The following is a 26,028-nucleotide window of genomic DNA, read 5'->3' as shown; positions in this document are numbered from 1 at the left end:
CCGCGCTCCGCCCAGGGCGCGCGGGGCGTCGAGCCCTGCGGCTCAGGCCTCGCCGCCGTCGGAGGCCTCGTCGTCATGGCCCTCGTGGTCATGGTCGTCGTGATCGGCGTCCTCACCCTCGTGGTCGTGACCCTCGTGGCTCTCGCCGCCCACCTCGTACTCGCCCGACGCGGTGCCGGTGACGACCTGGATCTCGTTCGGGACGACGGGCAGGTCGAGCTCGCGGTAGACCTCGCCGGAGGCGACGTCGACCATCGTGAGCTTCTGCTGCTCGGGGTCCACGACGAAGGCGGTGCCGTCGGCCACGGAGAGCATCGGGCCGGGGGTCTGCCACTGCTCGGGCTCCTCCCACGGCTCGGCGACCTTCACCTCGTGGAGGATCTTCCCGCTCTCGGGGTCGAGGATGTTCAGCTCGCCGTCGCCGGTGAGGACGAGCGCCTCACCGTCGGGTCCGCGGTCCAGGGAGCGGAACCAGTAGGGCGATCCGAGGTCGACGGTCGTCATCGAGGCGTCGCGGGTGTCGATCAGCGCGACGGAGGTGGGGTGCTCGGTGCCGCCCTCGGGATCGGCCTCGACCTTGTTGTCGGCGAGGACGATGGGGCTCGCCTCGCTGCCCTTCTGATTGCCGGAGCGCTGGTAGTCACCGTCGACGGCGACCTTGTGGAACTCGCCGCCGGAGTAGACGACCGGCCCGTTCTCGCAGCCGAAGGAGACGACGTCGGAGCCGTCCTCGGCCGGGGCGGCGGCGGCCTCGCCGTGCACGCCCGGGCAGTCGTCGGTCTGGGCGACGACCTCGCCGTCCGCATCGAGCGCCTGGATGGTGTGGCGCTCGTCCTCGGTGCCCTGCGTGACGAGCAGGCCGCCGTCCTCGAGCGGCACGGCGACGCCGTGGTGGGCGGCGTCGGTGGTGAGCTCGTCGACCACGCCGAGGTCGCCCTCGGCGAGGGAGGCCGGGTCGTAGACGGTGACCGCGCCGGTGCCGTCCGCGAAGAGCGCGGCCCGGTCGCCGTGGGTGACGACATGGCCCGGAGAGGGCGCGTCGAGGGTGATGCCGGTGAGCGCCGGGTCCTGCTCGTAGTAGTGGAAGTGGTCGCCGTGGGCCTTGGCCTCGAGACCGGTGTCGTAGGCGGTGAAGGACTCCTCCGCGCTGACCATGACGTGGCGGCCGTCCCCGGCGGGGTTCAGTCGCACGTACCCGTTCAGCTCGGTCTCGTCGAGCACCTCGCCGTCGGTGGAGTCGAGGGTGGTGACGCCGCCGTCGTGGGCGAGCACGATCCGCGGGGTGAGGGCGCCGACCTCCGCGCGGTGGCGATCCTCGGTCGCGGCGGCCGACGTCTCGCCGCCGCCGTCCGAGCCCCCGGAGGCGGCGGGGTCCGCCTGGCCGCAGGCGGCGAGCGCGAGCAGGCCCACGCCGGCGAGCGCGGCGACTCGTCGTTTCATGACAATGGTTCTCATCAGCTGCATGCCAGGAAGCTATCAGCGAATGAGAATCTTTCCCACTTGAGGGCGTGTGTGCTGGGTCACGGCCACCCCGGGCGGCACCCGACGCCTGTCCGATTGCGCACTTGAGTTCCACGAACGGAACCCCAGCGCGCATTCGGACAGCCCGCCACCCAGACATCGCGCCCGCCACGCGAGCCCCCACGCCCGATTGCGCACTTGAGTTCCACGAACGGAACCCCAGCGCGCCATCGGACAGCCCCGGATGCACCGCGCCCCGCCGGCCGCGGGAGGCGGCCGGCGGGGCGAGGGGACCCGGAGCGACGGCGCTGGTCAGCACGCCCGGACGAAGGCGCTGGTCAGCGCGCCTGGGGGAACGGCCCGGGCAGAATGGCGGGGCTCAGATCACGCCGAAGGCGATCATCGCGTCGGCGACCTTGCGGAAGCCGGCCACGTTCGCACCCACCGCGTAGTCACCCGGGCGGCCGAACTCCTCGGCGGTCTCGAGGCAGGTGGTGTGGATGTCGCGCATGATCTGGGTCAGGCGCGCCTCGGTGTGCTCGAAGCTCCAGGCGTCGCGCGCGGCGTTCTGCTGCATCTCGAGCGCGGAGGTGGCGACACCGCCGGCGTTCGCGGCCTTGCCGGGGCCGAAGGCGACGCCGGCCTCGCGGAGCACCTCGACGGCGTCCGGCGTGCAGGGCATGTTCGCGCCCTCGGAGACGGCCTCGACACCGTTCTTGACGAGCGCACGCGCGGCGTCGGCGTCGAGCTCGTTCTGGGTGGCGCAGGGCAGGGCGATCGCGACGGGGACGTCCCAGACGCTGCCGCCGGCGACGAAGCGGGCCTTGCCGCCGCGACGCTCCGCGTAGTCAGCGATGCGGCCGCGCTCGACCTCCTTGATCTGCTTGAGCAGCTCGAGGTCGATGCCGTCCTCGTCCACGACGTAGCCGGAGGAGTCCGAGGCGGTGATCGCGGTGCCGCCCAGCTGGGCGATCTTCTCGATCGCGTAGATCGCGACGTTGCCGGAGCCGGAGACGGCGGCGCGGCGGCCCTCGACGGAGGTGCCGCGGGCCTTGAGCATCTCGTCCGCGAAGATCGCGGCGCCGTAGCCGGTGGCCTCCTTGCGCACGAGGGAGCCGCCCCAGTCGAGGCCCTTGCCGGTGAGCACGCCGGCCTCGTACTTGTTGGTGAGGCGCTTGTACTGGCCGAACAGGTAGCCGATCTCGCGGGCGCCCACGCCGATGTCCCCGGCGGGGACGTCGGTGTACTCGCCGATGTGGCGGTGCAGCTCGGTCATGAAGGACTGGCAGAAGCGCATGACCTCGCCGTCGCTGCGGCCGCGCGGGTCGAAGTCGGAGCCGCCCTTGCCGCCGCCGATGGGCAGGCCGGTGAGGGAGTTCTTGAAGATCTGCTCGAAGCCGAGGAACTTCACGATGCCGAGGTTGACGCTCGGGTGGAAGCGCAGGCCGCCCTTGTACGGGCCGAGCGCCGAGTTGTACTCGACGCGGAAACCGCGGTTGATCTGCACCGAGCCCTTGTCGTCGACCCACGGGACACGGAAGATCAGCTGGCGCTCGGGCTCGCAGAGGCGCGCGAGGATGCTGTGCTCGGCGTACTCCGGGTGGCGGCCCTGGATGACCTCGAGCGACTCGAACACCTCGCGCACGGCCTGGTGGAACTCGGGCTCCCCCGGGTTGCGGCGGAGGACCTCGTCGTAGGTGTCCTTGAGCATCGAGTCGAGCATCGCGCGCCTTTCGTCGTCGTCCATGGTGGGTGGTCGCAGGCGCGCGCGGGACCGCGCGGCGGTGCCCGCCACCGCGACCACGCTACGGAGCGACGGCCGTCGAGCCACCCCATGTCCGCTCCTCGGACGCTTCTGAGACACCCGTGGACGGGACACGGCCATGTGGCCGACGGACCTCCGACCCCCCCGTGCGCACCCCCATCCCGCTTGTGTACGATCGTACGCATGTCCGTCTCCTCCAGCGCCTCCTCCCCCGCCGCGCCGCTGCGCCGCGCCCGCGTCGCCGTCGCCGCGCTCTTCCTCACCAACGGCGCCCTGCTCGCGAACCTCCTCCCCCGCTACCCCGAGATCAAGGCCGCCCTGGGTCTCGCGAACTCGACCTACGGCCTCGCCCTCGCCGCCTTCCCCGCGGGCGCGATCCTCGCCGGGCTCGCCGCCGCCGGGCTGATCCGCCGCCTCGGCTCCGCGCGGCTCGCCGTGCTCGGCACCGCGCTCACCGCGCTCGGGCTGCTGCTCGCCGCATGGGCGCCGAGCGCCGCCCTGCTGGGCCTCGCCCTCCTCGTCGCGGGCGGCTGCGACGCGATCACCGACGTCGCCCAGAACGCCCACGGCCTGCGCGTCCAGAAGCGCTACGGCCGCACGATCATCAACTCGTTCCACGCCGTGTGGTCCGTGGGCGCGGTGATCGGCGGGAGCATGGCCGCCGCCGCGATCGCCCTGGGCATCCCCCTGCGCTGGCACCTGCTGGGCTCCGGGATCCTCTTCGCGATCGTCGCCCTCGTGGCGCTGCGCTTCGCGCTGCCCGGCCACGACGAGGAGGACCACCTCCCCGACCCCGCCGCGGGCGACGCCGCCGTCGGACCGGACGCCTCCACGGGCGGCCGCACCCGCGGCCGGCTCCCCCTCATGCTCGCCGCGCTCGTGCTCATCGCGATCGGCGGCACCCTCGTCGAGGACTCCGGCAACTCCTGGGCCACGCTCTACCTCTCGCGGGACCTCGGGGCGGCCTCCTCGATCGCCGCGATCGGCTACATCGCCCTCGTGGGCGCCCAGTTCGTGGGACGGCTCCTCGCGGACGGCCTCGTGGACCGCCTGGGCCAGCGGGCCGTCGCCCGGGGCGGCGGCGCGATCATCGCCCTCGGCATGGGCACGGCCCTCGCGGTGCCCACCGTGCCCGGCACGATCGCGGGCTTCGCCCTCGCGGGGCTGGGCAGCGCGAGCCTCGTGCCCGCCGCGATGCAGCAGGCGGACGACCTCCCGGGCCTGCGCCCCGGCACGGGCCTCACGGTCGTCTCGTGGCTCATGCGGCTCGGCTTCCTCGCCTCCCCGCCGCTCGTGGGCCTCGTCGCGGACTCCGCGGGGCTGCGCACGGGCCTGCTCGTCGTGCCGCTCGCGGGCCTGCTCGTCGTGCTCCTCGCGGGCGTGCTGCCTCCGCGCCGCACCGCCCACCCGGAGCGCGAGCGGGAGCTCAGCGCCGCCGGCTGAGGCGGGCGACGCCCTCCCGGGCGAGGTGCGGGAGCGGCTCCTCGAGGTGCAGGGCGCGGTGGATCGTGAGCCCCTCGTTCATCGCGTCCAGCAGCGAGGCGGTCTCGGGGTCCACGTGCGGCGCGAGGCATGCGCGGGTGCGGGACATCCACCGGCTCGTGATCTCCCGGAACTCGGGGCGGCGCGCGGCGAGCGTGTACAGCTCGAGGGTGATCACGAGGTTGCGCTCGGTGTCGAAGACGTCCTCGTCGATGTTCGCCTCGAAGCCGGCGAGCGCCTCCTCGAGGGTGGTCGCCTGCGCGGTGCGCCGCTCGACACGCTCCGCGGCCTGGTCGGCGAAGCGGGTGAACGCCTCGCGCAGCAGCTCGTCCATGCCGGTGAAGTGGTAGGTCATGGAGCCCAGGGGGACGTCGGCCGCGGCGGCGACCCGGCGGTGCGAGGTCCCGGCGACCCCGTGCTCGGCGATCGTGTCCAGGCATGCGTCGATGATGCGATCGCGGCGCTCCGGGTCGTGGCGGCGCGGTCGCGCCGCACCGGAGGCGGAGCCGGGTCCGACGGGGGCGGGCGATGCGGTCATGCCCCCGACGGTAGCGGGCCGCGCCGGGGACCGGCGCGACCGCCGCCCGACCCGGCCCGGCCCGCGTCCCTCAGGCGGCCGGCGCCGTCTCGCCGAGGCCCAGCTCCCGCACCTGCACCCACTGCCCGCCGGGGTTCGGCGCGGTGACCCGCACCCGGGCGTACCTCGCGGGACGGGCCTCCTCGAGGCGCACCTCGAGCACGGGCGTGCCGTCGGTCCTCCCCACCTCGGTCCAGCTGTCGCCGTCCTCGGAGAGCTCGAGCACGCCGGAGTGGATCTGGTCGCCGGGCGTGCCGTCGGACTTCGCCATCTGCACGCGGGCGAAGCGGAGCGGATGGACTGCGCCGAGGTCCGCGCGGATCTCGTCGCCCGCCTTCGGAGCGCGCGAGGACCAGTAGAAGGTCCCGAGGTCGCCATCGACCATGCGGGCGGGAGCGTAGTCGCGGTACGTGCCCATGGTGGTGCTCGCCGTCGCGGGGAGTCCGCGGAAGGGGAGCGAGGGGTCGTCGGGCAGCTCCGCGCGGAGGATCTCCCAGGCGGCGCTGACGAACACCTCGACGCGGCCGTCACCCACGCTCGGCACGATCTGGTCCTCCTTGTGGACGCCGTCCTCGCGCTGGTCGGGGACGGTCGCGCGGCCCGCGAGGTCGAACTGCTCGACGGCGCGGGCGGCCGCGGCGGAGGCCTCCTCGTGGTCGCCGGCGGCGAGCGCGGCGAGCATGGCGTGCTGCTCGAGCAGGCCCTGCGCCCACTGCGCGCCCGCGACGACCCACGGCCGGACGTCCTCGAGGAAGCCGGCGCAGGCCATGCCCGCGAGCGCGTCCTCGAGGCCGGCGATGCGGGTCAGGCGGTCCCCGAGGGCGGTGCCGGGGGCGCCTCCCGCGGCGGAGGCCGCCCAGTAGGCGTCCACGTCGGCGCCGAGGGCCGGGGCCTGGGGCGAGCCGTCGCGGTAGGGCCAGTTCTGGTGGAGGTCGGTGAGGTCGCGCAGGGCGGCGCGGGTGGCCTCGTCCGGTCCGGCGAGCTCGTCGACGACGGCGTCCCAGGACTGCGCGGCGTCGTAGCTCGGCGGGTTCCAGCAGTAGTCCGCGTAGTTGCCCAGCGAGATGAGCGAGGCGTACGGCTGGATCATCGGGTTCGCGGTGAAGCCGGCGAGGTGCTCGTGCAGGCTCGGGTCACGACCCTCAAGGGGGTTGAGGAAGAGGCGGTCGCGCCTGCCGTCGTTCACCGGGAAGTTGTCCCAGATGTAGAGGTGGTCGGTGCGGTAGGACTCGACGGCCGCGACCACGGACTCCTCGGTGACCGAGGGCGAGAAGACGCCCTCGCCGGTCCACTGGATGCGCACGTCGGGGTCGGTGTCCTCACCGAAGGTGGTCTTGTAGTCGCTGGGCCCGGAGCCCCAGTACTCGGTGGGGACGGTCTGCAGCGGGGCGAGGTCGTGGGCGCGCACGTACTCGTCCTGGACGCGGTTGAGGTAGTGGGCCTGGGCGGCGGCGAGGGAGCCGAACTGCGCGGCGTCCTCCTCGCCGAGCTCGGTGGGGATGTCGTCCAGGGCGATGTAGAAGCTGTCGACGCCGAGCTGGCGGAGCTGCTCGAACTTCGTGATCGTGGCCTGGAGGTCGTCCTCGGAGCCGTAGGTGATGTCGTTGCCCGGGGAGAGCGCGAAGGTGAAGGTCACGTGGTGGGCGTTCGCGGTCTCGACGAGCTCGCGGAGACGGTCGAGCTCCTCGCCCTCGTAGAGGTCGCGCCACTGCGCGCGGAGCAGGAGGTCGTCCTTGGGCGTGTAGATGTAGGTGTTGAGCTTGTGCTCGCCGGAGAAGGCGAAGAGGTCCTTGCGGGCCTCGTGGGACCACGGGATGCCGTAGAAGCCCTCGATCGCGCCGCGGATCTCCATGAGCGGGGCGTCGCGCACGGTGAGGGCGGGCAGGGAGGCGCCGCCCGCGAGGAGCTGCCGGAGCGTCTGGACGGCGTAGAAGGTGCCGCGGGCGTCGCGCCCGGCGAGGGCGAGGTGGGGGCCGCCGTCCTTGCCGGCGGCGAGCACGTAGCCGTCGGCGGCGAGGTCGGCGGGGCCCTCGGCGCCGAGGGCGTCGAGCGCCGCGGCGAGGGCGGGGTTGTCCTCGGGGGTGCCGAGGTGGATGCGGGCGCCGTGGACGTCGTCCTCCGCGCCGGTCGCGGTGACGAGGCGGGGCTTGCAGTCGGCGGACTCGAGGAGGTCCACGAGCGCCTGGCGGGCGACGGCGTCGGTGCCCTCGCCCACGATCACGCTGACGCGGCCGGCGAGGCGCAGGCTCCCGCTGCCGGTCGTGACGGACTGCGGGGTGGGGCGGATCGCGGGGACGTCTGGGGACGGGGGCGCGGCGACCGCAGGGTCGACGAGTCCGGGGAGGGTGGCGAGCCCGGGGAGGGCGAGGCCCAGGCCGATCGCGGTGCGGCGGCCGGGGCGGAGGGAGGAGGGGGCGGAGGCGTGGGTGCCGGAGGAGGGGCCGGTCGGGGATGTCGAACGATTCACAGCGAGCACGTTCCGATCCGCGGGCGACGAGCGCCGGCTGGGAGGGGAGGTGGTGGCGGGCCATCGACCGTCCCGGCCGGTGACCCGCCTCACAGGTCGCTGTTCACGCTAGCAGCGCCCCTCCGCCCCGACACCGCTTTCGCGGGGAGAAGCTCAAGCGGTCAAGGATCAGCCGCCGATCGTCAGCGCGATCTTGCCGCTCGTATGGCCTTCCATGCTCGCGCGGAAGGCGTCCGCCGCCTGCTCGAGCGGGAAGCTCCGGTCCACGTCTACGCGCAGGGTGCCGGCGTCCACGAGGCCCGCGAGGTGGTCGAGGTCCGCGGCGTCGGGCCGCACCCAGAAGTACTCGCCGCCCTGGGCGAGCACGGCGGGATCGGCGATGGAGCCGTGGCGGCCGCCCTCGGCGAGCACGGCGAGGGTCTGCTCGAGCACGTCGCCCACGTAGTCGACGACCACGTCCACACCCTCCGGGGCGAGGGCGCGCACCCGCTCGGGCAGGCCCTCCCCGTAGGCGACGGGCTCGGCGCCGAGCTCGCGCACGCGATCATGGTTGCGCTCGGAGGCGGTGCCGATCACGCGCGCGCCGAGGCCCGCGGCGATCTGCACGGCGAAGGAGCCCACGCCGCCGTTCGCCCCGTGGACCAGCACCGTGCTGCCCTTCGTGACGCCCAGGCGGGTGAGGGTCTGGTACGCGGTGAGGCCGGCGAGCGGGATCGAGGCGGCCTGCTCGAAGCCGATGCCGGCGGGCTTGCGGGCGAGGGTGCGGGCGGGGAGGGTCATCTTCTCGGCGAAGGATCCGGCCTGGACCCAGTCGCGGCGGCCGTAGGCCATGACCTCGTCACCCACCTGGAACTCGGGGGTGTCGGGGCCCACCGCCTCGACCACGCCGGCCACGTCCCAGCCCGGGACCACCGGGAAGGTGACGGTCATGAGGGAGTCGAGGTAGCCCGCCATGATCTTCCAGTCCACGGGGTTCACGCTCGCGGCGCGCACCGCGATGCGCACCTCCCCGGGGCCCACCTTCGGGTCCGGGAGCTCGGTGAGGGTCAGGACGCTCGGGTCGCCGTAGCTGCTGTAGGTGATCGCCTTCATGCCCCGTCCCAACGCGTCGACCGCGGGACGGATTCCCGGGTGACGCGACTGTGAGGGGCGAGACGGACGGCCGACGGCCGCGACGCCCGGGCGGGGTGTCGCGGCGACGGTCCTGACCGGGTGACGGTCAGTCCCCGGAGCCGGGGGTGAAGATCTGCTCGATGGGAGCCCCGAAGACCTCGGCGATCCTGAAGGCGAGCGGGAGGGAGGGGTCGTAGCGGCCCTTCTCGATGGCGATGACCGTCTGCCGGGAGACCCCGAGGGCCTCGGCGAGCTCGGCCTGGGACCAGCGGCGGTCGGTGCGGCGGGCCTTGATGTCGTTGTCCACGGCGGGCCCCTCAGTGGTGACGGATCGCGACGACGACGGTGCCGACGATCCAGCCGAGCATGAGCAGGGAGAAGGCGAAGATCCAGTTCAGGGCCGGCAGGCCCATGAACTGCAGGACGCCGACGGCGAGGATCAGCGGGGTGGCGAGGAGGAAGGCGAGCATGACCGCCTCGGCGACCCGGCTGCGCTGGTACTCGTCCCCGGAGCGGTACATGTCGAGGTTCGCCCAGGCCATGAGTGCCACGGCGGGGAGCACGAGCAGCGCGGGCAGCCACAGCGGCACCCCTGCGCCGGCCAGCAGGCCCGGCAGGATCAGCGCGGCGAGGTACACGACGACCCCCGCGACGAAGCGGAGGGCGAAGGTGCGGTTGGCCTGGCGTCGAGCGGTGGGGGTGGTGGCGGTCATGGCGGTCACGTCCTTCGGTGGTGTCATGTTTCCTTGACACCATGAAGGTATGGCCTCCTTGACATCGAAGTCAAGGGTTCTTGACAGAAGAAGTCAATGTCCCTTGACCGCCGGTCAGCGGCCCCCGGCGATCAGACGGTTCAGGCCGTCGACGAAGCGCTGGGCCGCGGCGTCGTCACCGGAGCGGATCCACACCCTCGACCCTCCGCGCGTCCTCACGATCACTGGGCCCCACCAGAAGCGGCGTCGGAACTCCGCTCCCGCCACGTCGTGCGCCGGGACCTCCCGGATCCTCCGCCACGGCAGGACCGTCCCCTTGCGCAGGTGCAGCAGCCGACGATCGGTGACGACCAGCATCGGGTCCCACCAGGTGAACCCGTTGCCCTCGAGCGCGAGCAGGACGGTCTCCTGCGGGTCCAGGAACCGCTCCGCGACGCTCGCCCACGCGCCCGGGTGGATCCGGTGCTCCCTCCCCACCTGGAGCGCGTCGACGAGGCTGGCGAGGGCAGGCGATGGAGTCGTCACGGCGGCGAGTCTAGGTCGTGGCGCCGTGCGCTCCCCATGGAAGCTCTCCCCATCGCGGAGCCCGAGGCCGCCGGCCTCGGCTGACCCGGCTCCCGCCGTGCGGCGGGGCGGGCAGCTCAGCCCTCGAGCGCGGCGCGCACCCAGGCGGGGTCGTCGGTCGTGATGGTGTCGACCTCGCAGGCGAGCGCCACCGCGAGCTGCTCGGCGGCGTTGATCGTCCACGGGTTCACACGGAGCCCCGCCTCCCGGGCGGCGCGCGCGGCACCCAGGGAGAGGCCGTCGACGGCCGGGCCGATCCCGGCCGCGCCGATCTCCGCGGCGACCCGCAGCGCCTCCTCGTCGATCGCGCCGACGAGGTAGGAGACGGGCACCTGGGGCACGCTGCGGCGGATCTCGGCGAGCGCCTCGGGGTGGAAGCTGATGACGGTCGAGGCCGCGGCCGGGGACCCCGCGGTCAGGGCCAGGAGCTGCTCGGCGACCGCGGCGGCGGCCGGGGCGGCCTTCACCTCGATGAACACGGGCACGGTGGTGAGGGCGAGCAGCTCCTCGAGGCTCGGCACCTTCTCCCCGCCCTCGAGCAGGACCGTGTCGAGCTGCTCGCGGGTGAGGTCGGCGATCGCGCCGGTGCGCAGCGGGGAGTCCGCGGCGGCGGTGCGGTCGATGCTCTCGTCGTGCATGACGACCACGTGCCCGTCGCGGCTCAGGTGCACGTCGCACTCGAGGGTCTGCGCGCCGTCCTCGAGCGCACGGCGGAACGCGGCGAGCGTGTTCTCCGGGGCGTGGGCGGCGGCGCCGCGATGGCCGACGACGAGCGGGGCGGTGGCGGGGGCGGTCATGGTGCTCCTGTCGGGGCGGGACGGCGGGTCGGGGCAGGGTGGGACGGCGGGTCGGGGCAGGGAGGGGAGGAGTCGGGGTTCGGGGAGGGGCCGACGGTCGCCCACCATGATGGGCGACCGTCGGCCCCGGAGGGAAGGACGGGTCAGGCGGCGGGGCCGGTCAGGGCATCGATCCGCTCGAGCGCCCAGGTGGGGTCGTCCACCGTGATCGTGTCGCAGCCCAGCTCGAGCGCCCGCTCGAGCTCGACGTCCACGCGGGCCGTCCACAGGTTCAGCTGCACGCCTTGCTCGAGGCACCAGGCGACGTCCGCCGCGCGGGCCTCCGCGATGCGCACCCCGATCTGGGCGACCTCGAGCTCCTCCGCGGCCGCGAGGAACTCCGGGGAGGTCACGGTCGTGGTGAGCAGGCGCGGGATCTCCGGGGCCTCGGCGCGCGCGGTCGCGAGCGCCTCGGCGTGGAAGGAGATGATCCAGGCGGGGGCGGTCGCGGCGTCGGCGAAGGCCTCCGCACCGAAGCGCTCCCGGAGGATCCGCGCGACGAGCGAGGCCGCTGCCGGGGCCTTGACCTCGACGAGCAGCGGCACCGGGGTGCCGTCCTCGCGCCGCGCGGCGTCCAGCACCGAGGCGAGATCGGGGACGTGCTCCCCCTCCCCCACGAGCACCCGGTCGAGCTGGGCGCGCGTGAGCTCGGCGACCGCGCCGGTGCGCAGCGGGGAGTCCGCCTGCGCGGTGCGGTCCAGGGTCGCGTCGTGGATGATCACGTCGCGGCCGTCGGCGCTCAGGTGCACGTCGCACTCGAGCAGCGCCGAGCCCTCCGCGACACCGCGCCGGAAGGAGCGGACCGTGTTCTCCGGGTCCAGCTCCGCCGCCCCGCGGTGGCCGACGACGGCGGGCCGCGCGGGCATCGCCGAGCGCGGGGTCCCGCGGCGCACGGGCGCCGGGGCGCTCACTTCCAGCCCTCGAACTTCACGGCCTCGTAGTCCTCGCGGTTGTCGTCGAGGATCTCCTGCAGCTTCGGGACGACGGCGCCGAGGGCGTCCTTCGCCGGGGTGTTGTCGCCGTAGACCTTCGCCTGCGCGGCGGAGATCTGCGTGACCGCACCCTGGTTCCAGTTCGTGTAGTCCGCGGTGCGGGCGTTCTCGAGCTGGGCGAGGGCGACCCCGTAGTTCGGGTTCTCCTTGACGAGGTCCTTCACGGTGGAGGTCTCCGCCGCGGCCTGCACGATCGGCACGTAGCCGGTCGCCGCGTGCCACGCGGCGGACTGCTCGGGCCCCGCGAGGAAGCGGAAGAACGCGGCGGCCGCGTCCTGACGGTCCTTGGAGTCCGCGCGCACCACGGAGAGGCCGGAGCCGCCCGTCGGGACCGCCTTCTCCTGGCCCTCGCTCGAGAGCATGAAGGCCGTGCCCACCTCGAAGACGCCCTCGGTGGCGGCGGTGGTGCCGGTCAGGCTGGCCGTGGAGCCGCGCATGCCGGCGGAGATCCCGGAGGTGAAGTCGGTGCCCGCGGCCTGCGCGAGGTAGCCGAACTTGTCCTCGTGGATGAACTTCCGCTGCCACTCGAGCCACTCGAGGCCCGGGTCCTGGTCGATCGTGACCTGGAAGTCCTTGTCCGAGTTCGCGCCGCCGAAGCCCCAGATGTCCGCCTGGCCGTGCCAGGCGTCGTCGGCCGTGAAGGCGAGCGCGGCGAGGGGGCGGCCGTCGACCTTGATCTTCGCGAGCTCGGGGGCGAACTCGGCGAGGTCCTGCCAGGTCGAGGGGCCCTCCTCGGGGAGACCCGCCTCGATGTAGCGGGTCTTGTTGAAGTAGAACAGCGGCGTGGAGCGGGCGAAGGGCACCACGTAGGTCTGGCCGGCGGCCTTGCCCTCGGCGACGTAGTTCTGCAGGTAGACGTCGAGGTTCCACTCGTCGTCGAAGTAGTCGTCGAGCGGGGCGAGCGCGCCGGAGGAGTGGAACTGGAGCCACTGCATCTCGGGGAAGCAGACGATGTCCGGCACGGCGCGGGCCTGGAGCGCCGCGGTGAACTTCTGGTTGAGCTCCGCGTACCCGCCCACCGACTCGGCGACGACGACCACGTCCTCCTGAGAGTCGTTGAACTCCTTGATGAGCTTCGCGAGCGCGTCGAAGGGGCCCCCGGTCCAGGGCGCCCAGAAGAGCACCGCGGTGCGGCCGTCGTACTCGGCGGGGACCTTGAGGTCCGCCTGGGCGAAGCCGTCGCGCACGGGGTTGCTGGCGTCGGCCGCGTCGGACCCGCCGGGGGCGCCGCAGGCGGCGAGACCGGCGGCGCCGGCGCCGAGCCCGAGGGCGGTGAGCATGCTGCGGCGGGACAGGCCGGGGAGGGAGAGGCCGTGGGGCGAGCGGGACATGGTGGCTCCTTGCGAGGGGGTGGGGTGGTGGGGTGTCACTTGAGCGCGCCGGCGGTGAGCCCGCCGATGATGCGCTTCTGGGCCAGGAAGAAGAGGATGAGCATCGGCAGGGAGACGAAGAGGGCGCCGGCCATGATGGCGCCCCAGTTCGAGTAGCCCTCCTGGCTGCGCAGGAACAGCAGGCCGATGGGCAGGGTGCGCATGTCGGTGGTGCTCGTGACGATGAGCGGCCACACGTACTCGTTCCACTTGCCGACCATCACGATCAGCGTGCAGGTGAGGATCATCGGCGCGGAGAGCGGGATGACGATCGTGACCATGCGGCGCAGGTGGCCGGCGCCGTCGATCTCCGCGGCCTGCAGGATGTCGCGGTCGATCCCGCGCATCGACTGGTACAGCAGGAACATGGCGAAGGCGCTCGCGATGCCGGGCAGGATCATGCCCTGGTAGGTGTTCAGCCAGCCGAGGTTCGCGACGGTGATGTAGTTGACGATGAGCGTCACGTGGCCGGGCAGCATGAGCGAGGCGATGATCAGGCCGAACAGGATGTTCTTGAAGCGGAACTCGACGAAAACGAAGGCGTAGGCGCACAGGATCGCGAGGGTCACCTCGAGCACGGTGCCCACGCCCGTGGTGATGATCGAGTTCATGAAGAACCGGTCGAACGGCGCGGAGGTCCACGCCTCCACGACGTTGTCGAGGGTGAGCTCACTGGGGAACCAGCGCAACGGCCACGAGTAGATGTCCTGGCGCGGCTTGAACGCGGAGGAGAACAGCCAGTACAGCGGCACGAGGAACACGGCGATCGTGGCGAGCACGCCCGCGGTCAGCAGGATCGTCTTCCACAGGGCGCGGCGCGGGCCGCGGGGTCGGCGGCTGCGGCCGGTGGCCGACGGCTGCGGCGTGCTCTCGGCGGTGAGGGTCGCGGCGCGGCCCGGGACGGTGGCGCTCATGCGTCGGCCCCCTGCTTCTGGCTGTAGCGGACCTGGACCCAGGTGATGACCAGGAGGATCACGAGCAGCACGGTCGCGGCGGCGCTCGCCCGGCCGATGTCGAAGTTCTTGAAGGCCTCCTCGTAGACCATCCAGCTCAGCGTCGAGGAGGAGGTGCCGGGGCCGCCGCCGGTCATGATCGAGATGATGTCGAAGGTCTGCGCGGCGGAGATGATCCCCGTGATGGAGAGGAAGAACGTGATGGGCCGCAGCAGCGGCAGCGTCATGTGCCGGAACAGGGACCAGCCGGAGGCGCCGTCCAGGGCGGCGGCCTCGTAGACGTCGCCGGGCAGGTCGAGGATCGCGGTGTAGCAGATGACGGTCACGAAGCCGAGGCGCTGCCACGTGTAGGCGATCGTGATCGCCCACAGCGACCAGTCCGAGGTGGTCGTCCAGTCCGGCGAGGTGAGCCCGAATAGGGAGAACAGCCAGCGGGACAGGCCGTAGTTCGGGTCGAACATGAACAGCCAGAGGATGCCGACGGCGGCGCCGGGGAGCATGTGCGGCGCGAAGGCCATGGTCTGCGCGAAGCCCGTGAAGGGGACCTTGGTGGCGAGCAGGCTGCCCAGCAGCAGGCCGCCGGCGATCGAGCCGATCACGCTGACCGCGCTGAACACGAGGGTGTTCAGGAGGACCTGCCCGAACTCGGGGTCCGTGAAGAGGCTCGTGTAGTTCTCGGTGCCCACGAACTCCGGCACCGGCTCCACGAAGTCCCAGTCGAAGAAGCTGAGGCCGATGTTGTAGAGCGCCGGGTAGTAGGAGAAGACGAGGATCGCCAGCAGGTTGGGGGCGATGAGCGCGAGGAAGAGGATCGCGGCGCGGCGGGTGCGGCGGCGGCGCTGCGGGGAGCGGCGGCGGGTCGCGGCGCGCTCGCGGAGGGCGGCGAGCCGCTCGGCGTCCGTGGCGCCCTGCGGGAGCGGCTCGGGCGCGATGCGGGCGTCGCCGGGGGCGACGGGATCGACGGCGGGCGCGGCGGTCCCGCGGGGCGGCGTCGTGGTCTCGCCCGCGGGGCGGGCACCGACATCCATGGTCATGGGTCTCCCTGGTGGAGGGTGATCGCGGGGGTGGTGTCCCGCCGGGTTCGGGGTCGCGCTGCGGCGACCGGTGGCGACCCGCTCCGGAGGTTCTGGTGGTGGTGCTCCCGTGGTGGCCGCTCGGACACCGTAGGAGCGCTCCCAGTGCTCCTGCCAGCACGGACGCCCCCGGGTGAACCTCGGGTGAACGGGGCCTGTCCCTGCTGGTGGGAGCGCTCCCACACCGTTCAGGAACGCTCCCCGAGGGCCGCCCCGGAGGCTCGCTCCACCCGCGCGCCACCCACTGTTCACCCCGCGCTCGACGACTGTTCTTCCCCCGCCCGGGAGCGCGCGGGACCGCCGCACCGAGGCTTCACCGGGGCGTCACCCACCTCCCCCGAAGGGAGCCGGATCCTGCGCTACCCTGCACCGACGACCAGGGCTCCGGCGAGGACAGAGCAGTTCCTCGCCCCTGCCGGGACCCTGTCCCTGCCGACCGGAAGGCCACCATGAACCGTCCGCCGACGATGCTGGACGTCGCCCGCGCCGCCGGGGTCTCCCGCTCCACCGTCTCCCGCGTGTTCCAGAACCAGGGCGAGCGCGTCTCCCCCGATGCGCTGATCAAGGTGCACGAGGCCGCGAAGCGCCTCGGCTACGTCCACAACCTCGTCGCGAGCGGCCTCGCCCAGCGCCACGGCCGGCAGCTGGGGCTGCTCATCCGCGACGCCACGAACCCCGCCTACGGCCATCTCCACTCCGAGGTGAACCAGGCCGTCGAGGCCGCCGGGCGCACCCTCATCTCCGTCACGGCGTTCCGCCACGACTACGGCACTGCGGAGGTCGACGGCCTGCGCCGCCTGCTCGGGCAGCGCGTCGCCGGGGTGTTCGTGGGCACCGGCGTCACCGCCGCGGAGGACCTCGTCGAGACCCTCACCGCGGTGCCGATGATGATCGTGGGCCGCCCCAACACGCATCCGCTGATCGAGTCGGTGAGCTATGACGAGCGCACCCACGGGCGCCTCGTCGCGGAGCTCCTCGCGGCGGCCGGGCACCGCCGGATCGCCGCGCTCACCGCCCCGCTGCTCTACTCCCGCGTGTTCGACCTGCGCATGCGCAGCCTCGTCGACCGCTGCCGTGAGCTGGGCGTCCACGTCGAGGCGGTGGATCTGCTGCCCGTCGAGGCCGGCGTCACGCGGGCACTGGACGCGGCCGCCGCCGATCGGCTCTCCGCGATCGTGTGCCCCGTGGACTACGTGGCCCTGGACCTGCTGCGGGCTGCCCGCGCGCGCGGCACCCGCGTCCCCGAGGACGTCTCCGTGGTGGGCTTCGACGGCGTGGCCGACGGGCTCGACCTCATCGGCCTGGCGACCGTGCGGCTCCCGGTCCGGGAGGTCGCCCGTCGCGCCGTCGAGCGGATGGAGGAGCTGCTGATCCGTGCGCAGGAGGATCCCGAGGGCCCGCCCGCCGCTCTCACGGAGTCCTCGGAGTCCGAGCGCGCGGCGCGGCATGCGCTCGTGGTCGGCGACGTCATCGAGGGGACGAGCCTGGGGCCGGTGCCCGAGCACCTGCGCTGACCCGCCCGACGATCGGGAGCCTCGGATCGCCCACCCGGGATCGACCTCCGGGCCGGGCTCCCGCCCCTACGCTGTCGCCATGGCCGCGAAGACCCAGCCCACCGACGTCGACCCCGCCGCGTACTGCGCGGGGCTGCCCACGGCGCGCCGCCGCGAGGAGGGCGCCCGGCTGCTCGTGCTCTTCGGCGAGGCGACCGGGGCGGAGGCCGTGATGTGGGGGCCGAGCATCGTCGGCTACGGCGAGGACCCCTCCCCCACGCCCGGCGGGGACACCTGGCCGCGGGTGGGCTTCAGCCCCCGCAAGGCGTCGATCTCGCTGTACGGCCTGCAGGAGGTGCCCGGCGCGGAGGAGCTTCTCGCTCGGCTGGGAAAGCATCGCCTCGGCGCGGGCTGCGTGTACGTCAACGGCCTCGCGGACGTCGACGAGGAGGTCCTCGAAGCGCTCGTCGCCCTCGCCTGGCGCCACGGTGAGGGCTGAGCACCTGCCACGGGGACGAGGACGCCGGGCCGCGCCCGGGCCCGATCGACCGTCCGGTCCCCGTCGCCCCAGATGAGGCGTTGTTTCGCGGGGGCTGACAGTCCCCGCGGGCGCCGCTAGTCTCAGGAGCATGAAGCTCAGCGATTCCCTTGAGAAGAAGTTCCAGGACCAGATCACCCTCGAGTTCGCGGCGTCGATCACGTACCGCCAGCTCGCCATCGAGGCGGACGAGCAGGACCTCACCGGCATCGCCGCGTGGCTGCGCCACCAGGCGGACGAGGAGATCGTCCACGCCAACAAGTTCATCCAGCACGTCTCGGACCGCGGCAACCACGCGGCGATCGGCACGATCGAGGCGCCCGGCGTGAAGACCGGCCTCTCCGTGCTCGAGATCTTCGAGGCGGCCCTCGCCCACGAGGAGAAGGTCTCCGAGGCGATCCGCGACCTGTACCGCGCGGCGGACAAGGAGGGCGACTACGACTCCCGTCCCCTCCTGAACTGGTTCGTCGACGAGCAGATCGAGGAGGAGGCGACCGTCTCCGAGATCGTCGGCCGCGTGAAGCTCATCGGCGAGGACGGCTCCGGTCTGCTCCGTCTCGACTCCGAGCTGGGCCAGCGTCCCACCGGCTCCACCGAGGCCGACGCCGAGTGATCCGACCGGCCCGGCGTCCTCATGCGCCGGGCCACCCGGCGGGCCCGTCGATCTGACGGGCCCGCCGCTCTGTCATCCCTGGCGATCCGGCGGGTCCGTCGGGACCGACGGGGCCGACGGGGTCGGCGGGGTCGGCAGGGTCGGCGGGTCCGACGACGGAAGGGAACCGCAGGGTTCAGCGCCCGGACGGACGCCGGAGTCACCCGCCGCGAGCCTCGCGAGGCACGGTCCCTGTGCCGAAAAGGGCACTCATCATGTACATGATGAGTGCCCTTTTCGGCACGATGCTCCGGCAGCCCGGCCGCCGGGCCGCCGGGCCGCCGGGCGGCACCGCATCGCACCGGCGCCCTCGTCGGCCCCGCTGCGTCGTGCCAGACTGTGCGCGGGCGGCAGGCCCGCCGTCCGTCGAGTCGAGGGAGACCGATCATGGCAGCACCGCAGTTCAGCCCCTACATCACGTTCCCCGGCAATGCCGGCGAGGCCTTCGAGCACTACCGCGAGCTGTTCGGCGGGGAGCTCGAGCTCATGCAGTACGACGACTTCCCCGATCTCTCCGGGTTCCCGTTCACCCCGCCGCCCGGCGCGGTCGCGCACGCGCAGCTGCACGGCGGCCTCGTGACCCTCGCGGGCGGTGACGGGATCGCCCCTCCCGGCGAGGAGCTGCCGCCGCTGCCGTCGGACGTCTACTCCTTCCTCATCGGGCCGGACACCGTCGAGGACGCGAAGGCGCTGATCGAGAAGATCACGACGGCCGGCGGCAAGATCGCCATGCCCTTCGAGCTCGCACCGTGGGGTGACAACTACGGCCAGGTCACCGACCGCTACGGCGTGCTGTGGGCGCTCGTCGTGGGCGGGGACCAGCAGCAGGGCTGAGCGCGCAATCGGACAGCCGCCAGGGCCGGCGCGGTCGCGGACCGGACGGCGTCGCAGGACTGACCTCCCGCTCAGCCCTCGCCGGCTCCGTCGGCCCCGGCCGACTCGGCGCGCAGGCGCTCGAGGACCCGCGCGGCCGCCCGCTCCCGGGCGGCAGCGGTGCGGGCCGAGAGCACGGGGTGCAGCACGCTGTAGCGGGCGCTCCCCCGCAGGGCCTCGAACGCGGCGCGCGCGGCGGGGTCGCGGTCCAGGGCGGCGGTGAGCTCGGCGGGGACCTCGGCGGTCGCGGCGCCGGCGTAGGCGGCGTCCCAGCGGCCGTCGGCCCGGGCGCGCTCGACCTCGGCGCAGCCGCGCTCGCGCATGCGCCCCTCCTCCTCGAGGCGGGCGATGATGCCCACGTTCCGCGCGGACCAGATCGATCGGGGCCGGCGGGGCGTGAAGCGCTGCAGGAAGGTCGCGGCGTCGCGACTGCGCTTCTGCCCGTCGATCCAGCCGCTGCACAGCGCCTCCTCGAGCGCCTCCTGATAGCCGAGCGACGTGGGCTCCGTGGTGCCCTTCTTCGCGAGCACCACCCACGTGCCGTCATGCGTGCTCTCGTTCTCGTCGAGCCAGGCGCGGAAGGCGGCGACGTCGGCGAGGACGAGCTGGTCCTGCGGGTCCGGGGTGCTCATGCGCCCAGCATCCCACTGCGGGCCGACGGCCGGAGGGGCGGGGCCGGCGGGGCAGGGCCGACGCCGATCGCCGCGGCCCTGTTCCGATCGTCGGCGGGGAGTGCCACGCTGTGCCCGAGCGGGCGGCGACCGGCCGCCCCGACGCCAGGAGGTCCCTCATGTCCACGAACTCCCCCTACGTCAACTTCCCCGGCAACGGCGCCGAGGTCCTCGCCCAGTGGCAGGAGCTCTTCGGCGGCGAGCTGGACGTCATGAGCTACGACGACTTCCCCGATCCCGAGGCGGCCTTCGGCTTCACCCCGCCGAAGGGCGCGCTCGCCCACGGCACGCTCACGGGCGGCCTGCTCGACGTCGCGGGCGGTGACGCGATCATGTCCGAGACCCCTCCCACGCTCCCGTCGGAGACCTACTCCTTCCTCATCTCGCCGGACACGGCGGAGGAGGCGTCGGCCCTCGCGGAGCGCATCGCCGAGGCGGGGGGCGAGGTCGTCATGCCGATCGAGCAGGCGCCGTGGGGTGCGCACTACGGTCAGGTCAAGGACCGCAACGGGGTGCTGTTCCAGCTGAACGTCGAGGCCGCCGCGCCGCAGGCGTGATCTCGGGGCGCGGCGGGGCGGCCGCTCACCGCCCTGCCGTCGCCCGCTCCTCGCCGGCCGTGCGGCTCGTCGCCGGTGGGGTCGTCGCGGCCGGCGGGTCCTCGAGCCCGAGGAGGACGAGGAACGCGATCACCGGGAGCACGAGCAGCGGGAGCAGCGCACCGGCCAGGCCGACGGCGTCCGCGAGCGCGCCGATCACCGGGGCCGCCACCCCTCCCACGGAGACGGCGAGCCCCAGCGTCACGCCGCTCGCGGTCCCCATCCGTCGCGGCAGGGCATCCTGCCCGAGGGTGACGTGCAGGGAGAACGGCACATAGAGCACGAGCGAGGTCAGGGCGATGAACGGCCAGACCAGCGGCCCGGGGACGAGGAGCATGCCCGCGAGCGCCGGCACCGAGAGCAGGTAGGACCAGCGCAGGATGCTGATCCGCGGCCAACGCTGCGCGAGGTGCCCTCCGATCGCGGTGCCGAGCGCCCCGCCCAGGTAGAAGACGAACAGCGAGGCCGACGCGGCCCCGTCGCCCATCCCGCGGCAGCGGTGCATGAACAGCACGAGGAAGGAGCCCACGCCGACGTAGACGATCGATCGGCAGACGATCGCCGCCGAGAGCCGCAGGAACGTGGCCCAGTCGTCGTGCCCCGTCTCGGAGGGGGCGCCGCCCGCCCCGCCGCTCGCCGCGGGGACCCGGGGGATCATCAGGACCGCCGCGGCGCCGGCGACCGCGGGGATCAGGAGCAGCGGGCTCGCGCCGAGCCCGAGCACGCCGACCGTCGCGGCGACGGCGAGCGGCGCGAGGGCGAAGCCGATGTTCCCGCCCAGCGAGAACCACGACATCGTCAGGTGATCCCCACCGCCGATCTCCCGGGCACGGCTCGCCCCGGCGGGATGGAAGGCCGCGACGCCGACCCCCGCTGCGGCGGCGACGAGCGCCGTCGCCCAGAACGCCTCGACGACGCCCACGGCGGCGATCCCTGCGCCGGCGGCCAGCACGCTGACCGGGAGGAGGCCGCGCACCGCACCGCGGTCCCCGAGCGCACCGAAGACCGGCTGCACGATCGAGGAGACGAGCGAGAAGGCGAGCACGATGCCGGCGGACGCCGCGTAGGTGTACCCGCGCTCGAGGACGAGCAGCGGGACGAGCGCGGCGATCGCGCCCTGGGAGAAGTCGACGGCCACGTGGGAGGACGCGAGCAGGAGCGCACCGCGGCGTGCTGTCGGGGAGGAGGTGGGGGGCATGGGTCGAGCCTCACCGTTCCCGGTGCGGCGCACTGCACATACTCTGTCAGGTGATGTCAGGAATCCGCCACGTCGCCGTCGCCCCCACCGAGACCCGCCCCCTCCTCCCCGGGGACGAGGCCACCCCGCATCGCCACGACGACCACCAGCTGATCTACGCGAGCAGCGGAATGCTCGAGGTCGTGGTCGAGGAGGGCACCTGGTTCACGCCCGCCGTCCGTGCGGTCTGGGTGCCGGCCGGGACCGTCCACCGCTGGCAGGCCCACGGGGCGACGACGGTGCGCATGGTCGGGATCCCCTCCGTGCTGATGGCGCCGGCCGGGAGCGTCCCCGCGCTGGTCGCGGTCGACGCACTGCTGCGCGAGCTGATCATCGCCTGTGCCGAGCAGGGCGAGGCCGAGACCCCGCAGGCCCGCCGGCTCCTCCGCGTGCTGGTCGACCGGGTGCGCCCGTCGGACGATCCGCCGACGGTCGTCCCCTCGGTGACGGACCCTCGCCTGCGCGCCGCCCGGCAGCTGCTGGATTCGGACCTCTCCCGCTCGCCGGGTCTGCGCGAGCTCGGCAGGGCCGTCGGCGCGAGCGAGCGCACGCTCTCCCGGCTGTTCCGCGAGGAGGTGGGGATGGGGTACACGGCATGGCGCACCCAGCTCCGCCTGCACCGGGCGGTGCTGCTGCTCGCGTCGGGGTGCTCGGTGACGCAGGCCGCGGCGGACTGCGGGTTCTCCTCGCCGAGCGCCTTCGTCAGCGCGTTCCGTGCGGCGTTCGGGCGCACGCCCGGCTCCCTGTACCGCTGAGCGGCGCACTCGACGCGCCGGCCGCCACGCCCTACACTGATCCAATATTCAACGATTCCAGGAGGTCGGTGCGGCCATGCGCGCTTTCGGATTCCTCAGCTTCGGCCACTACGGCGGCAGCCCCGCCCTGGGCGGCCTCAGCGCCCGCCAGATGCTCCACGACGCGATCGACATCGCCGTGGGCGCGGAGGAGATCGGCGTCAACAACGCCTCCTTCCGCGTGCACCACTACGCCCGGCAGTCCGCCGCCCCGATGCCGCTGCTCTCCGCGGTCGCCGCGCGCACGCAGCGCATCGAGGTCGGCACCGGCGTCATCGACATGCGCTACGAGAACCCGCTCCACCTCGCCGAGGAGGCGGCCGCCCTCGACCTCATCGCCGACGGCCGCGTGGCGCTCGGCATCTCCCGCGGCGCCCCCGAGGCCGCCGACCGCGGCTGGGAGTCCTTCGGCTACACCGGCTCCACCGATCCCCGCGGCGCGGACCTCGCCCGCGAGAAGTTCGACCGCTTCCTCCGCGCGATCCAGGGCGAGCCGATGACCCGCGCCGCCGCCCAGCCGTACATGTCCGACGCCGCCCCGCACGCCCCGCTCGCGATCGAGCCGCAGTCCGCCGAGCTCATCCGCCACATCTGGTGGGGCGCCGGCTCCCGCGCGACCGCCGAGTGGACCGGCGCGCAGGGCCTGAACATGATGAGCTCGACCCTGCTCACCGAGGCGACGGGCGCCGCGTTCGGCGACCTCCAGGCGGAGCAGATCAACGCCTTCCGCACCGCCTTCCGGGAGGCCGGGCACACGCACGCCCCGCGCGTCTCCGTCTCCCGCAGCGTCTTCCCGATCGTGACTGCGCAGGACAGGATGCTCTTCGGCGCCCGCCCCGGGGACGGCGCGGACCAGATCGGCATCATCGACGGCACCCGTTCGACCTTCGGCCGCACCTACGCGGGCGAGCCCGACCAGCTGATCGAGGAGCTGAAGGCCGACGCCGCGGTGCAGGCGGCGGACACCCTCATGCTGACCATCCCCAGCCAGGCCGGCGTCGAGCTGAACCTCCACATCCTCGAGAGCTTCGCCCGGCACGTCGCCCCGGCGCTCGGCTGGAAGCCCAACACCGAGGGCCCCGTCCAGGGGGACCCCGTCGGCTGACGCGCAGGGCCGCCCCGGGACCAGACGGCCCTGCAGGGTCTACAGAGGCGAGAGCCGACCGTCCACGAAACGGTAGATGTCCTCGTGCTTGTACCCGTAGCTCCCGCCGGGCCGGCGGATGTGCGGTTCGAAGGTGAAGCTCCCGACGCTGTCCAGGCGCGCCCGGTTGCCCGGCTCGATGTACACGCGATCCCCGCTCGCCCTGGCGATGGAATGGCCGAGGTTCCCCAGGAAGTCGAGGTTCTCGTAACCGAGGGCGACGACGCGCTCGTTCATCCGACGCGCGAGCTCCTCGAACGTCATGTCGGGCACGGCGACCTCCCGGAGCTCCGCATGCAGCTGACGCTCGGCCAGGATGCCCGAGCGCCACTCCTCGTTCGAGGTCGCCGCCGGGTCCTCGAGCGGGACGCCGTCCTCGATGACCAGCGTGCGCGCGAAGTCGCCCCAGACACCTCCGCGCTGCGGGCTGAGATCCAGGGTCACGAGCTCGTCCTCGCGCAGGACGTGGTCGGGGGTCCGGTAGTCGCGCCCGGAGACGGAGGCGATCGTGCCCGTTCCGGCGAACACGAAGGCGCCGATCCCCCAGTACCAGAACGCATCCGCCCCCAGGTCGAGGAGTCGGGCCTCGCAGGAGGCGCGGACGTCGGCGAGGGTCTGACCGGGGCGCAGCGACGCGCGGGTGAGCTTCATGGCCTGCTGGGCGATCTGCTGCACCTCGGCCTCGTCCGTCATGTCGGCAGGCTACAAGTCTTCGTCGACCCCGCTCAGACCCCTCCGGCGACCCGCAGCGTGGTCCCGGAGACGTAGCTCGCCGCGTCGGAGAGCGCGAAGGCGACGACGGCGGCGACCTCCTCCGGCGTCCCGACCCGGCCCATCGGGTGGCGTGCGGCGACGCGGGCGGGGCGGCCCGGGTCGCCGGCGTCAGCATGGACGTCGGTGTCGATGGTGCCCGGCGCGACGCCCACGACCCGCACGCCCTGCGGGGCGAGCTCGACGGCGAGCCCCTTCGTGAGCGCGTCGACCCCGGCCTTCGCGGCGGCGTAGTGCACGTACTCGCCCGGGGAGCCGGTGGTCGCGGCGCCTGAGGAGAGGGTCACGAGCACCCCGCCCGCGGGCAGGACCTGGGCGGCGCGGCGCGCCACGAGGATCGCGGAGGTGAGGTTGAGGTCCACGACCTCGCGGATCACCGCGACCGGGGTGGAGGCGAGGTCGCCGATGTGCAGCGTGGCGCCGGCGTTGCTCACGACCGCGTCGATGCCGCCCCGGAACGCGATCGCCTCCGTGAACAGGTGCTCGATGCCGTCGTCGGTGCGCAGATCCGCGCGGACGGAGCGGCACTGCCCGCCCATGCCCCGGATCTCCTCCGCGACCTGCGCGGCGGAGGCGTCGTCGCGGCCGTACCCGAGCACGAGGTGGTGGCCCGTCGCGGCGAGGGCGATCGCGCAGGCACGGCCGATCCCCCGGGTCCCGCCGGTGATGAGGACTGTCCGCTGGTGCACGCACCCATCGTAGGAGCGCCGGGCCCTGGTGGCGGGCGCGGGGCCACCCCGTAGCCTCGGGGGATGCTCCGCATCGCGACCGCCAACGTCAACGGGATCCGTGCCGCGCACCGCCGCGGGTTCGGCGACTGGCTCGCCGGCCGCGGCTGCGACGTCGTCGCCCTGCAGGAGGTGCGCGCGCAGGCGGCGGTCCTGCCCGAGGGCGCGTTCGGCGACTTCCACGTGGCGCTCGAGACGGGCTCGCTGCCCGGCCGCAACGGGGTCGCGGTGCTCACGCGGGAGCCGCCGGCGGCGGTGCGCACCTGGTCCGGGACCGCGCTCGTGGGCGGCCCGTCGGCCCCGCTGCAGGAGGTGCCGGCGCCGGACCACGTGGCCCTCGCGCGGGGCCTCGGGCCCTTCGCCCACCAGGGCCGTTACCTCGAGGTGGATCTCGCGGACGCTCCCGTGACGATCGCCTGCCTGTACCTGCCCAAGGGAGGGCTCCCCGCGCACCTGCAGCGCCCGGAGCGGATGCGGGAGGCGCCCGACGGCGGCGCGAAGTACACGCGCAAGATGGGTTTCATGGCGGCGTTCTCCCGCTACCTCACCCGCACCCGGCGGGCGGCGGCCGCGCAGGGCCGGGAGTTCCTGCTCATGGGCGACCTCAACATCGCGCACACCGAGCGGGACCTCGCCGCGTGGCGCCGCAACCAGCAGACCGACGGCTTCCTGCCGGAGGAGCGGGAGTGGCTGGGCGCGCAGCTGTCCTCCCGCACGCTCGTGGACGTGGTGCGTCGCCTGCACCCGGACACGGCGGGCCCGTACTCGTGGTGGTCGTGGCTCGGGCAGTCCTTCGCGAACGACGCCGGCTGGCGGATCGACTACCACCTCGCGACGCCGCGCCTGGCCCGTGCCGCGGTGCGCGCGGAGGTGGACCGCGACCACCTCGGTGTGCGGCTCTCCGACCACTCCCCCGTGGTCGTCGACTACGCCCTGGACCGAGGGACCGGGGTCGCGGCCGACGGGCGCGGCCGCGCGTCCGCGGCGCCGCTCACGAGAGGGTCCGCCACCCCGTCGTGACCACGCGACCATATGGTCGACGGCCGCGCCCCGCCCCTGGTCAGGGGCGAGGGAGGCGACTGCGTCACGTCGGCCGCGGAACCTTCCGGAGGGCGTCGCGGGGACCGTAGAGTAGGCGATGATCGGGCACCGGTGGGGATGCCCA

General features: G+C 73.5%; 26 protein-coding genes. 9 read left to right on the top strand and 17 right to left on the bottom strand.

Annotated elements, in window-relative coordinates; genetic code table 11:
• Nucleotides 1-42: 42 nt before the first annotated feature.
• Together NLU66_RS03865 and gdhA are read right to left on the bottom strand one after the other, a co-directional pair.
• Complete coding sequence (locus NLU66_RS03865) at nucleotides 43-1,440, bottom strand: hypothetical protein (protein WP_259361629.1); 1,398 nt, start codon at nucleotides 1,438-1,440, stop codon at nucleotides 43-45.
• A gap of 400 nt (nucleotides 1,441-1,840) precedes the next feature.
• Nucleotides 1,841-3,184: an NADP-specific glutamate dehydrogenase gene (gene gdhA, locus NLU66_RS03860; protein WP_259362535.1), complete on the bottom strand. Its 1,344-nt coding sequence runs from the start codon at nucleotides 3,182-3,184 to the stop codon at nucleotides 1,841-1,843.
• A 225-nt stretch (nucleotides 3,185-3,409) separates the two neighbouring features.
• Between gdhA and NLU66_RS03855 the strand changes: the two genes are divergently transcribed.
• Nucleotides 3,410-4,669: an MFS transporter gene (locus tag NLU66_RS03855; protein WP_259361628.1), complete on the top strand. Its 1,260-nt coding sequence runs from the start codon at nucleotides 3,410-3,412 to the stop codon at nucleotides 4,667-4,669.
• On the opposite strand, the gene NLU66_RS03850 is transcribed toward NLU66_RS03855, so the two are convergent.
• The 11 genes from NLU66_RS03850 to NLU66_RS03800 all read right to left on the bottom strand — a co-directional run bounded on the left by NLU66_RS03850 (nucleotide 4,653) and on the right by NLU66_RS03800 (nucleotide 15,327).
• Nucleotides 4,653-5,246 (bottom strand): TetR/AcrR family transcriptional regulator, encoded by a 594-nt coding sequence (locus NLU66_RS03850; protein WP_259361627.1) that lies wholly within the window; start codon nucleotides 5,244-5,246, stop codon nucleotides 4,653-4,655. The two genes, NLU66_RS03855 and NLU66_RS03850, sit on opposite strands and share 17 nt — an antisense overlap.
• A 70-nt stretch (nucleotides 5,247-5,316) precedes the next feature.
• The gene (locus NLU66_RS03845; protein ID WP_259361626.1) at nucleotides 5,317-7,752 is read right to left on the bottom strand and encodes a beta-N-acetylglucosaminidase domain-containing protein; all 2,436 of its coding nucleotides are present in this window, start codon (nucleotides 7,750-7,752) and stop codon (nucleotides 5,317-5,319) included.
• Between the two features lie 168 nt (nucleotides 7,753-7,920).
• Entirely contained in the window at nucleotides 7,921-8,844 is a 924-nt protein-coding gene (locus NLU66_RS03840; protein WP_259361625.1) for an NADP-dependent oxidoreductase, read from the bottom strand.
• 127 nt (nucleotides 8,845-8,971) lie between these two features.
• The gene (locus NLU66_RS03835) at nucleotides 8,972-9,172 is read right to left on the bottom strand and encodes a helix-turn-helix transcriptional regulator (protein ID WP_259361624.1); all 201 of its coding nucleotides are present in this window, start codon (nucleotides 9,170-9,172) and stop codon (nucleotides 8,972-8,974) included.
• Nucleotides 9,173-9,182: 10 nt separating this feature from the next.
• Entirely contained in the window at nucleotides 9,183-9,578 is a 396-nt protein-coding gene (locus NLU66_RS03830) for a hypothetical protein (RefSeq protein ID WP_259361623.1), read from the bottom strand.
• A gap of 114 nt (nucleotides 9,579-9,692) precedes the next feature.
• On the bottom strand, nucleotides 9,693-10,103 hold the full coding sequence (locus tag NLU66_RS03825; protein ID WP_259361622.1) for a hypothetical protein: 411 nt from the start codon (nucleotides 10,101-10,103) through the stop codon (nucleotides 9,693-9,695).
• A gap of 116 nt (nucleotides 10,104-10,219) precedes the next feature.
• The gene (locus NLU66_RS03820) at nucleotides 10,220-10,939 is read right to left on the bottom strand and encodes a glycerophosphodiester phosphodiesterase (protein ID WP_259361621.1); all 720 of its coding nucleotides are present in this window, start codon (nucleotides 10,937-10,939) and stop codon (nucleotides 10,220-10,222) included.
• A gap of 143 nt (nucleotides 10,940-11,082) precedes the next feature.
• The gene (locus tag NLU66_RS03815; RefSeq protein WP_259361620.1) at nucleotides 11,083-11,889 is read right to left on the bottom strand and encodes a glycerophosphodiester phosphodiesterase; all 807 of its coding nucleotides are present in this window, start codon (nucleotides 11,887-11,889) and stop codon (nucleotides 11,083-11,085) included.
• On the bottom strand, nucleotides 11,886-13,301 hold the full coding sequence (locus tag NLU66_RS03810; RefSeq protein WP_259361619.1) for an extracellular solute-binding protein: 1,416 nt from the start codon (nucleotides 13,299-13,301) through the stop codon (nucleotides 11,886-11,888). The genes NLU66_RS03815 and NLU66_RS03810 overlap by 4 nt, the downstream gene beginning before the upstream one ends.
• A 35-nt stretch (nucleotides 13,302-13,336) precedes the next feature.
• Nucleotides 13,337-14,254: a carbohydrate ABC transporter permease gene (locus NLU66_RS03805; protein WP_259361618.1), complete on the bottom strand. Its 918-nt coding sequence runs from the start codon at nucleotides 14,252-14,254 to the stop codon at nucleotides 13,337-13,339.
• On the bottom strand, nucleotides 14,251-15,327 hold the full coding sequence (locus NLU66_RS03800) for a carbohydrate ABC transporter permease (RefSeq protein ID WP_259361617.1): 1,077 nt from the start codon (nucleotides 15,325-15,327) through the stop codon (nucleotides 14,251-14,253). The genes NLU66_RS03805 and NLU66_RS03800 overlap by 4 nt, the downstream gene beginning before the upstream one ends.
• Before the next feature lie 488 nt (nucleotides 15,328-15,815).
• On the opposite strand from NLU66_RS03800, the gene NLU66_RS03795 reads away from it, so the two are divergent.
• The 4 genes from NLU66_RS03795 to NLU66_RS03780 all read left to right on the top strand — a co-directional run bounded on the left by NLU66_RS03795 (nucleotide 15,816) and on the right by NLU66_RS03780 (nucleotide 18,883).
• Nucleotides 15,816-16,880, top strand: a complete 1,065-nt coding sequence (locus NLU66_RS03795) for a LacI family DNA-binding transcriptional regulator (RefSeq protein WP_259361616.1) — start codon at nucleotides 15,816-15,818, stop codon at nucleotides 16,878-16,880.
• A gap of 79 nt (nucleotides 16,881-16,959) precedes the next feature.
• A complete protein-coding gene (locus NLU66_RS03790) occupies nucleotides 16,960-17,358 on the top strand; it encodes a DUF1801 domain-containing protein (protein WP_259361615.1) in 399 nt (132 codons plus the stop codon).
• A gap of 130 nt (nucleotides 17,359-17,488) precedes the next feature.
• Entirely contained in the window at nucleotides 17,489-18,010 is a 522-nt protein-coding gene (locus tag NLU66_RS03785) for a ferritin (RefSeq protein WP_259361614.1), read from the top strand.
• A gap of 426 nt (nucleotides 18,011-18,436) precedes the next feature.
• Nucleotides 18,437-18,883: a VOC family protein gene (locus NLU66_RS03780; protein WP_259361613.1), complete on the top strand. Its 447-nt coding sequence runs from the start codon at nucleotides 18,437-18,439 to the stop codon at nucleotides 18,881-18,883.
• A gap of 71 nt (nucleotides 18,884-18,954) precedes the next feature.
• Here NLU66_RS03780 and NLU66_RS03775 read toward each other — a convergent pair whose 3' ends face one another.
• The gene (locus NLU66_RS03775; RefSeq protein WP_259361612.1) at nucleotides 18,955-19,554 is read right to left on the bottom strand and encodes a YdeI/OmpD-associated family protein; all 600 of its coding nucleotides are present in this window, start codon (nucleotides 19,552-19,554) and stop codon (nucleotides 18,955-18,957) included.
• Between the two features lie 158 nt (nucleotides 19,555-19,712).
• Here NLU66_RS03775 and NLU66_RS03770 point away from each other — a divergent pair, with 158 nt between their 5' ends.
• Nucleotides 19,713-20,150 (top strand): glyoxalase/bleomycin resistance/extradiol dioxygenase family protein, encoded by a 438-nt coding sequence (locus tag NLU66_RS03770; protein WP_259361611.1) that lies wholly within the window; start codon nucleotides 19,713-19,715, stop codon nucleotides 20,148-20,150.
• A 25-nt stretch (nucleotides 20,151-20,175) separates the two neighbouring features.
• Here the strand turns inward: NLU66_RS03770 and NLU66_RS03765 are convergent, their stop codons facing one another.
• Nucleotides 20,176-21,387: an MFS transporter gene (locus NLU66_RS03765; protein ID WP_259361610.1), complete on the bottom strand. Its 1,212-nt coding sequence runs from the start codon at nucleotides 21,385-21,387 to the stop codon at nucleotides 20,176-20,178.
• A gap of 53 nt (nucleotides 21,388-21,440) precedes the next feature.
• On the opposite strand from NLU66_RS03765, the gene NLU66_RS03760 reads away from it, so the two are divergent.
• Nucleotides 21,441-22,181, top strand: coding sequence for an AraC family transcriptional regulator (locus NLU66_RS03760; protein ID WP_259361609.1), 741 nt, complete (start codon nucleotides 21,441-21,443; stop codon nucleotides 22,179-22,181).
• A gap of 76 nt (nucleotides 22,182-22,257) precedes the next feature.
• Nucleotides 22,258-23,325, top strand: a complete 1,068-nt coding sequence (locus NLU66_RS03755; protein WP_259361608.1) for an LLM class flavin-dependent oxidoreductase — start codon at nucleotides 22,258-22,260, stop codon at nucleotides 23,323-23,325.
• Nucleotides 23,326-23,364: 39 nt separating this feature from the next.
• Here NLU66_RS03755 and NLU66_RS03750 read toward each other — a convergent pair whose 3' ends face one another.
• Nucleotides 23,365-24,057: a M24 family metallopeptidase gene (locus NLU66_RS03750; RefSeq protein WP_259361607.1), complete on the bottom strand. Its 693-nt coding sequence runs from the start codon at nucleotides 24,055-24,057 to the stop codon at nucleotides 23,365-23,367.
• Between the two features lie 32 nt (nucleotides 24,058-24,089).
• Complete coding sequence (locus NLU66_RS03745; RefSeq protein ID WP_259361606.1) at nucleotides 24,090-24,824, bottom strand: SDR family NAD(P)-dependent oxidoreductase; 735 nt, start codon at nucleotides 24,822-24,824, stop codon at nucleotides 24,090-24,092.
• A gap of 63 nt (nucleotides 24,825-24,887) precedes the next feature.
• Between NLU66_RS03745 and NLU66_RS03740 the strand changes: the two genes are divergently transcribed.
• Nucleotides 24,888-25,883: an exodeoxyribonuclease III gene (locus tag NLU66_RS03740; protein WP_259361605.1), complete on the top strand. Its 996-nt coding sequence runs from the start codon at nucleotides 24,888-24,890 to the stop codon at nucleotides 25,881-25,883.
• Nucleotides 25,884-26,028: the final 145 nt, after the last annotated feature.

The organism is Brachybacterium sp. NBEC-018 (genome assembly GCF_024860185.1).
Lineage (GTDB): Bacteria > Actinomycetota > Actinomycetes > Actinomycetales > Dermabacteraceae > Brachybacterium > Brachybacterium rhamnosum.
Note: the sequence above shows the minus strand (reverse complement) of the source record. Positions and strands in the feature narration are given on the sequence as shown.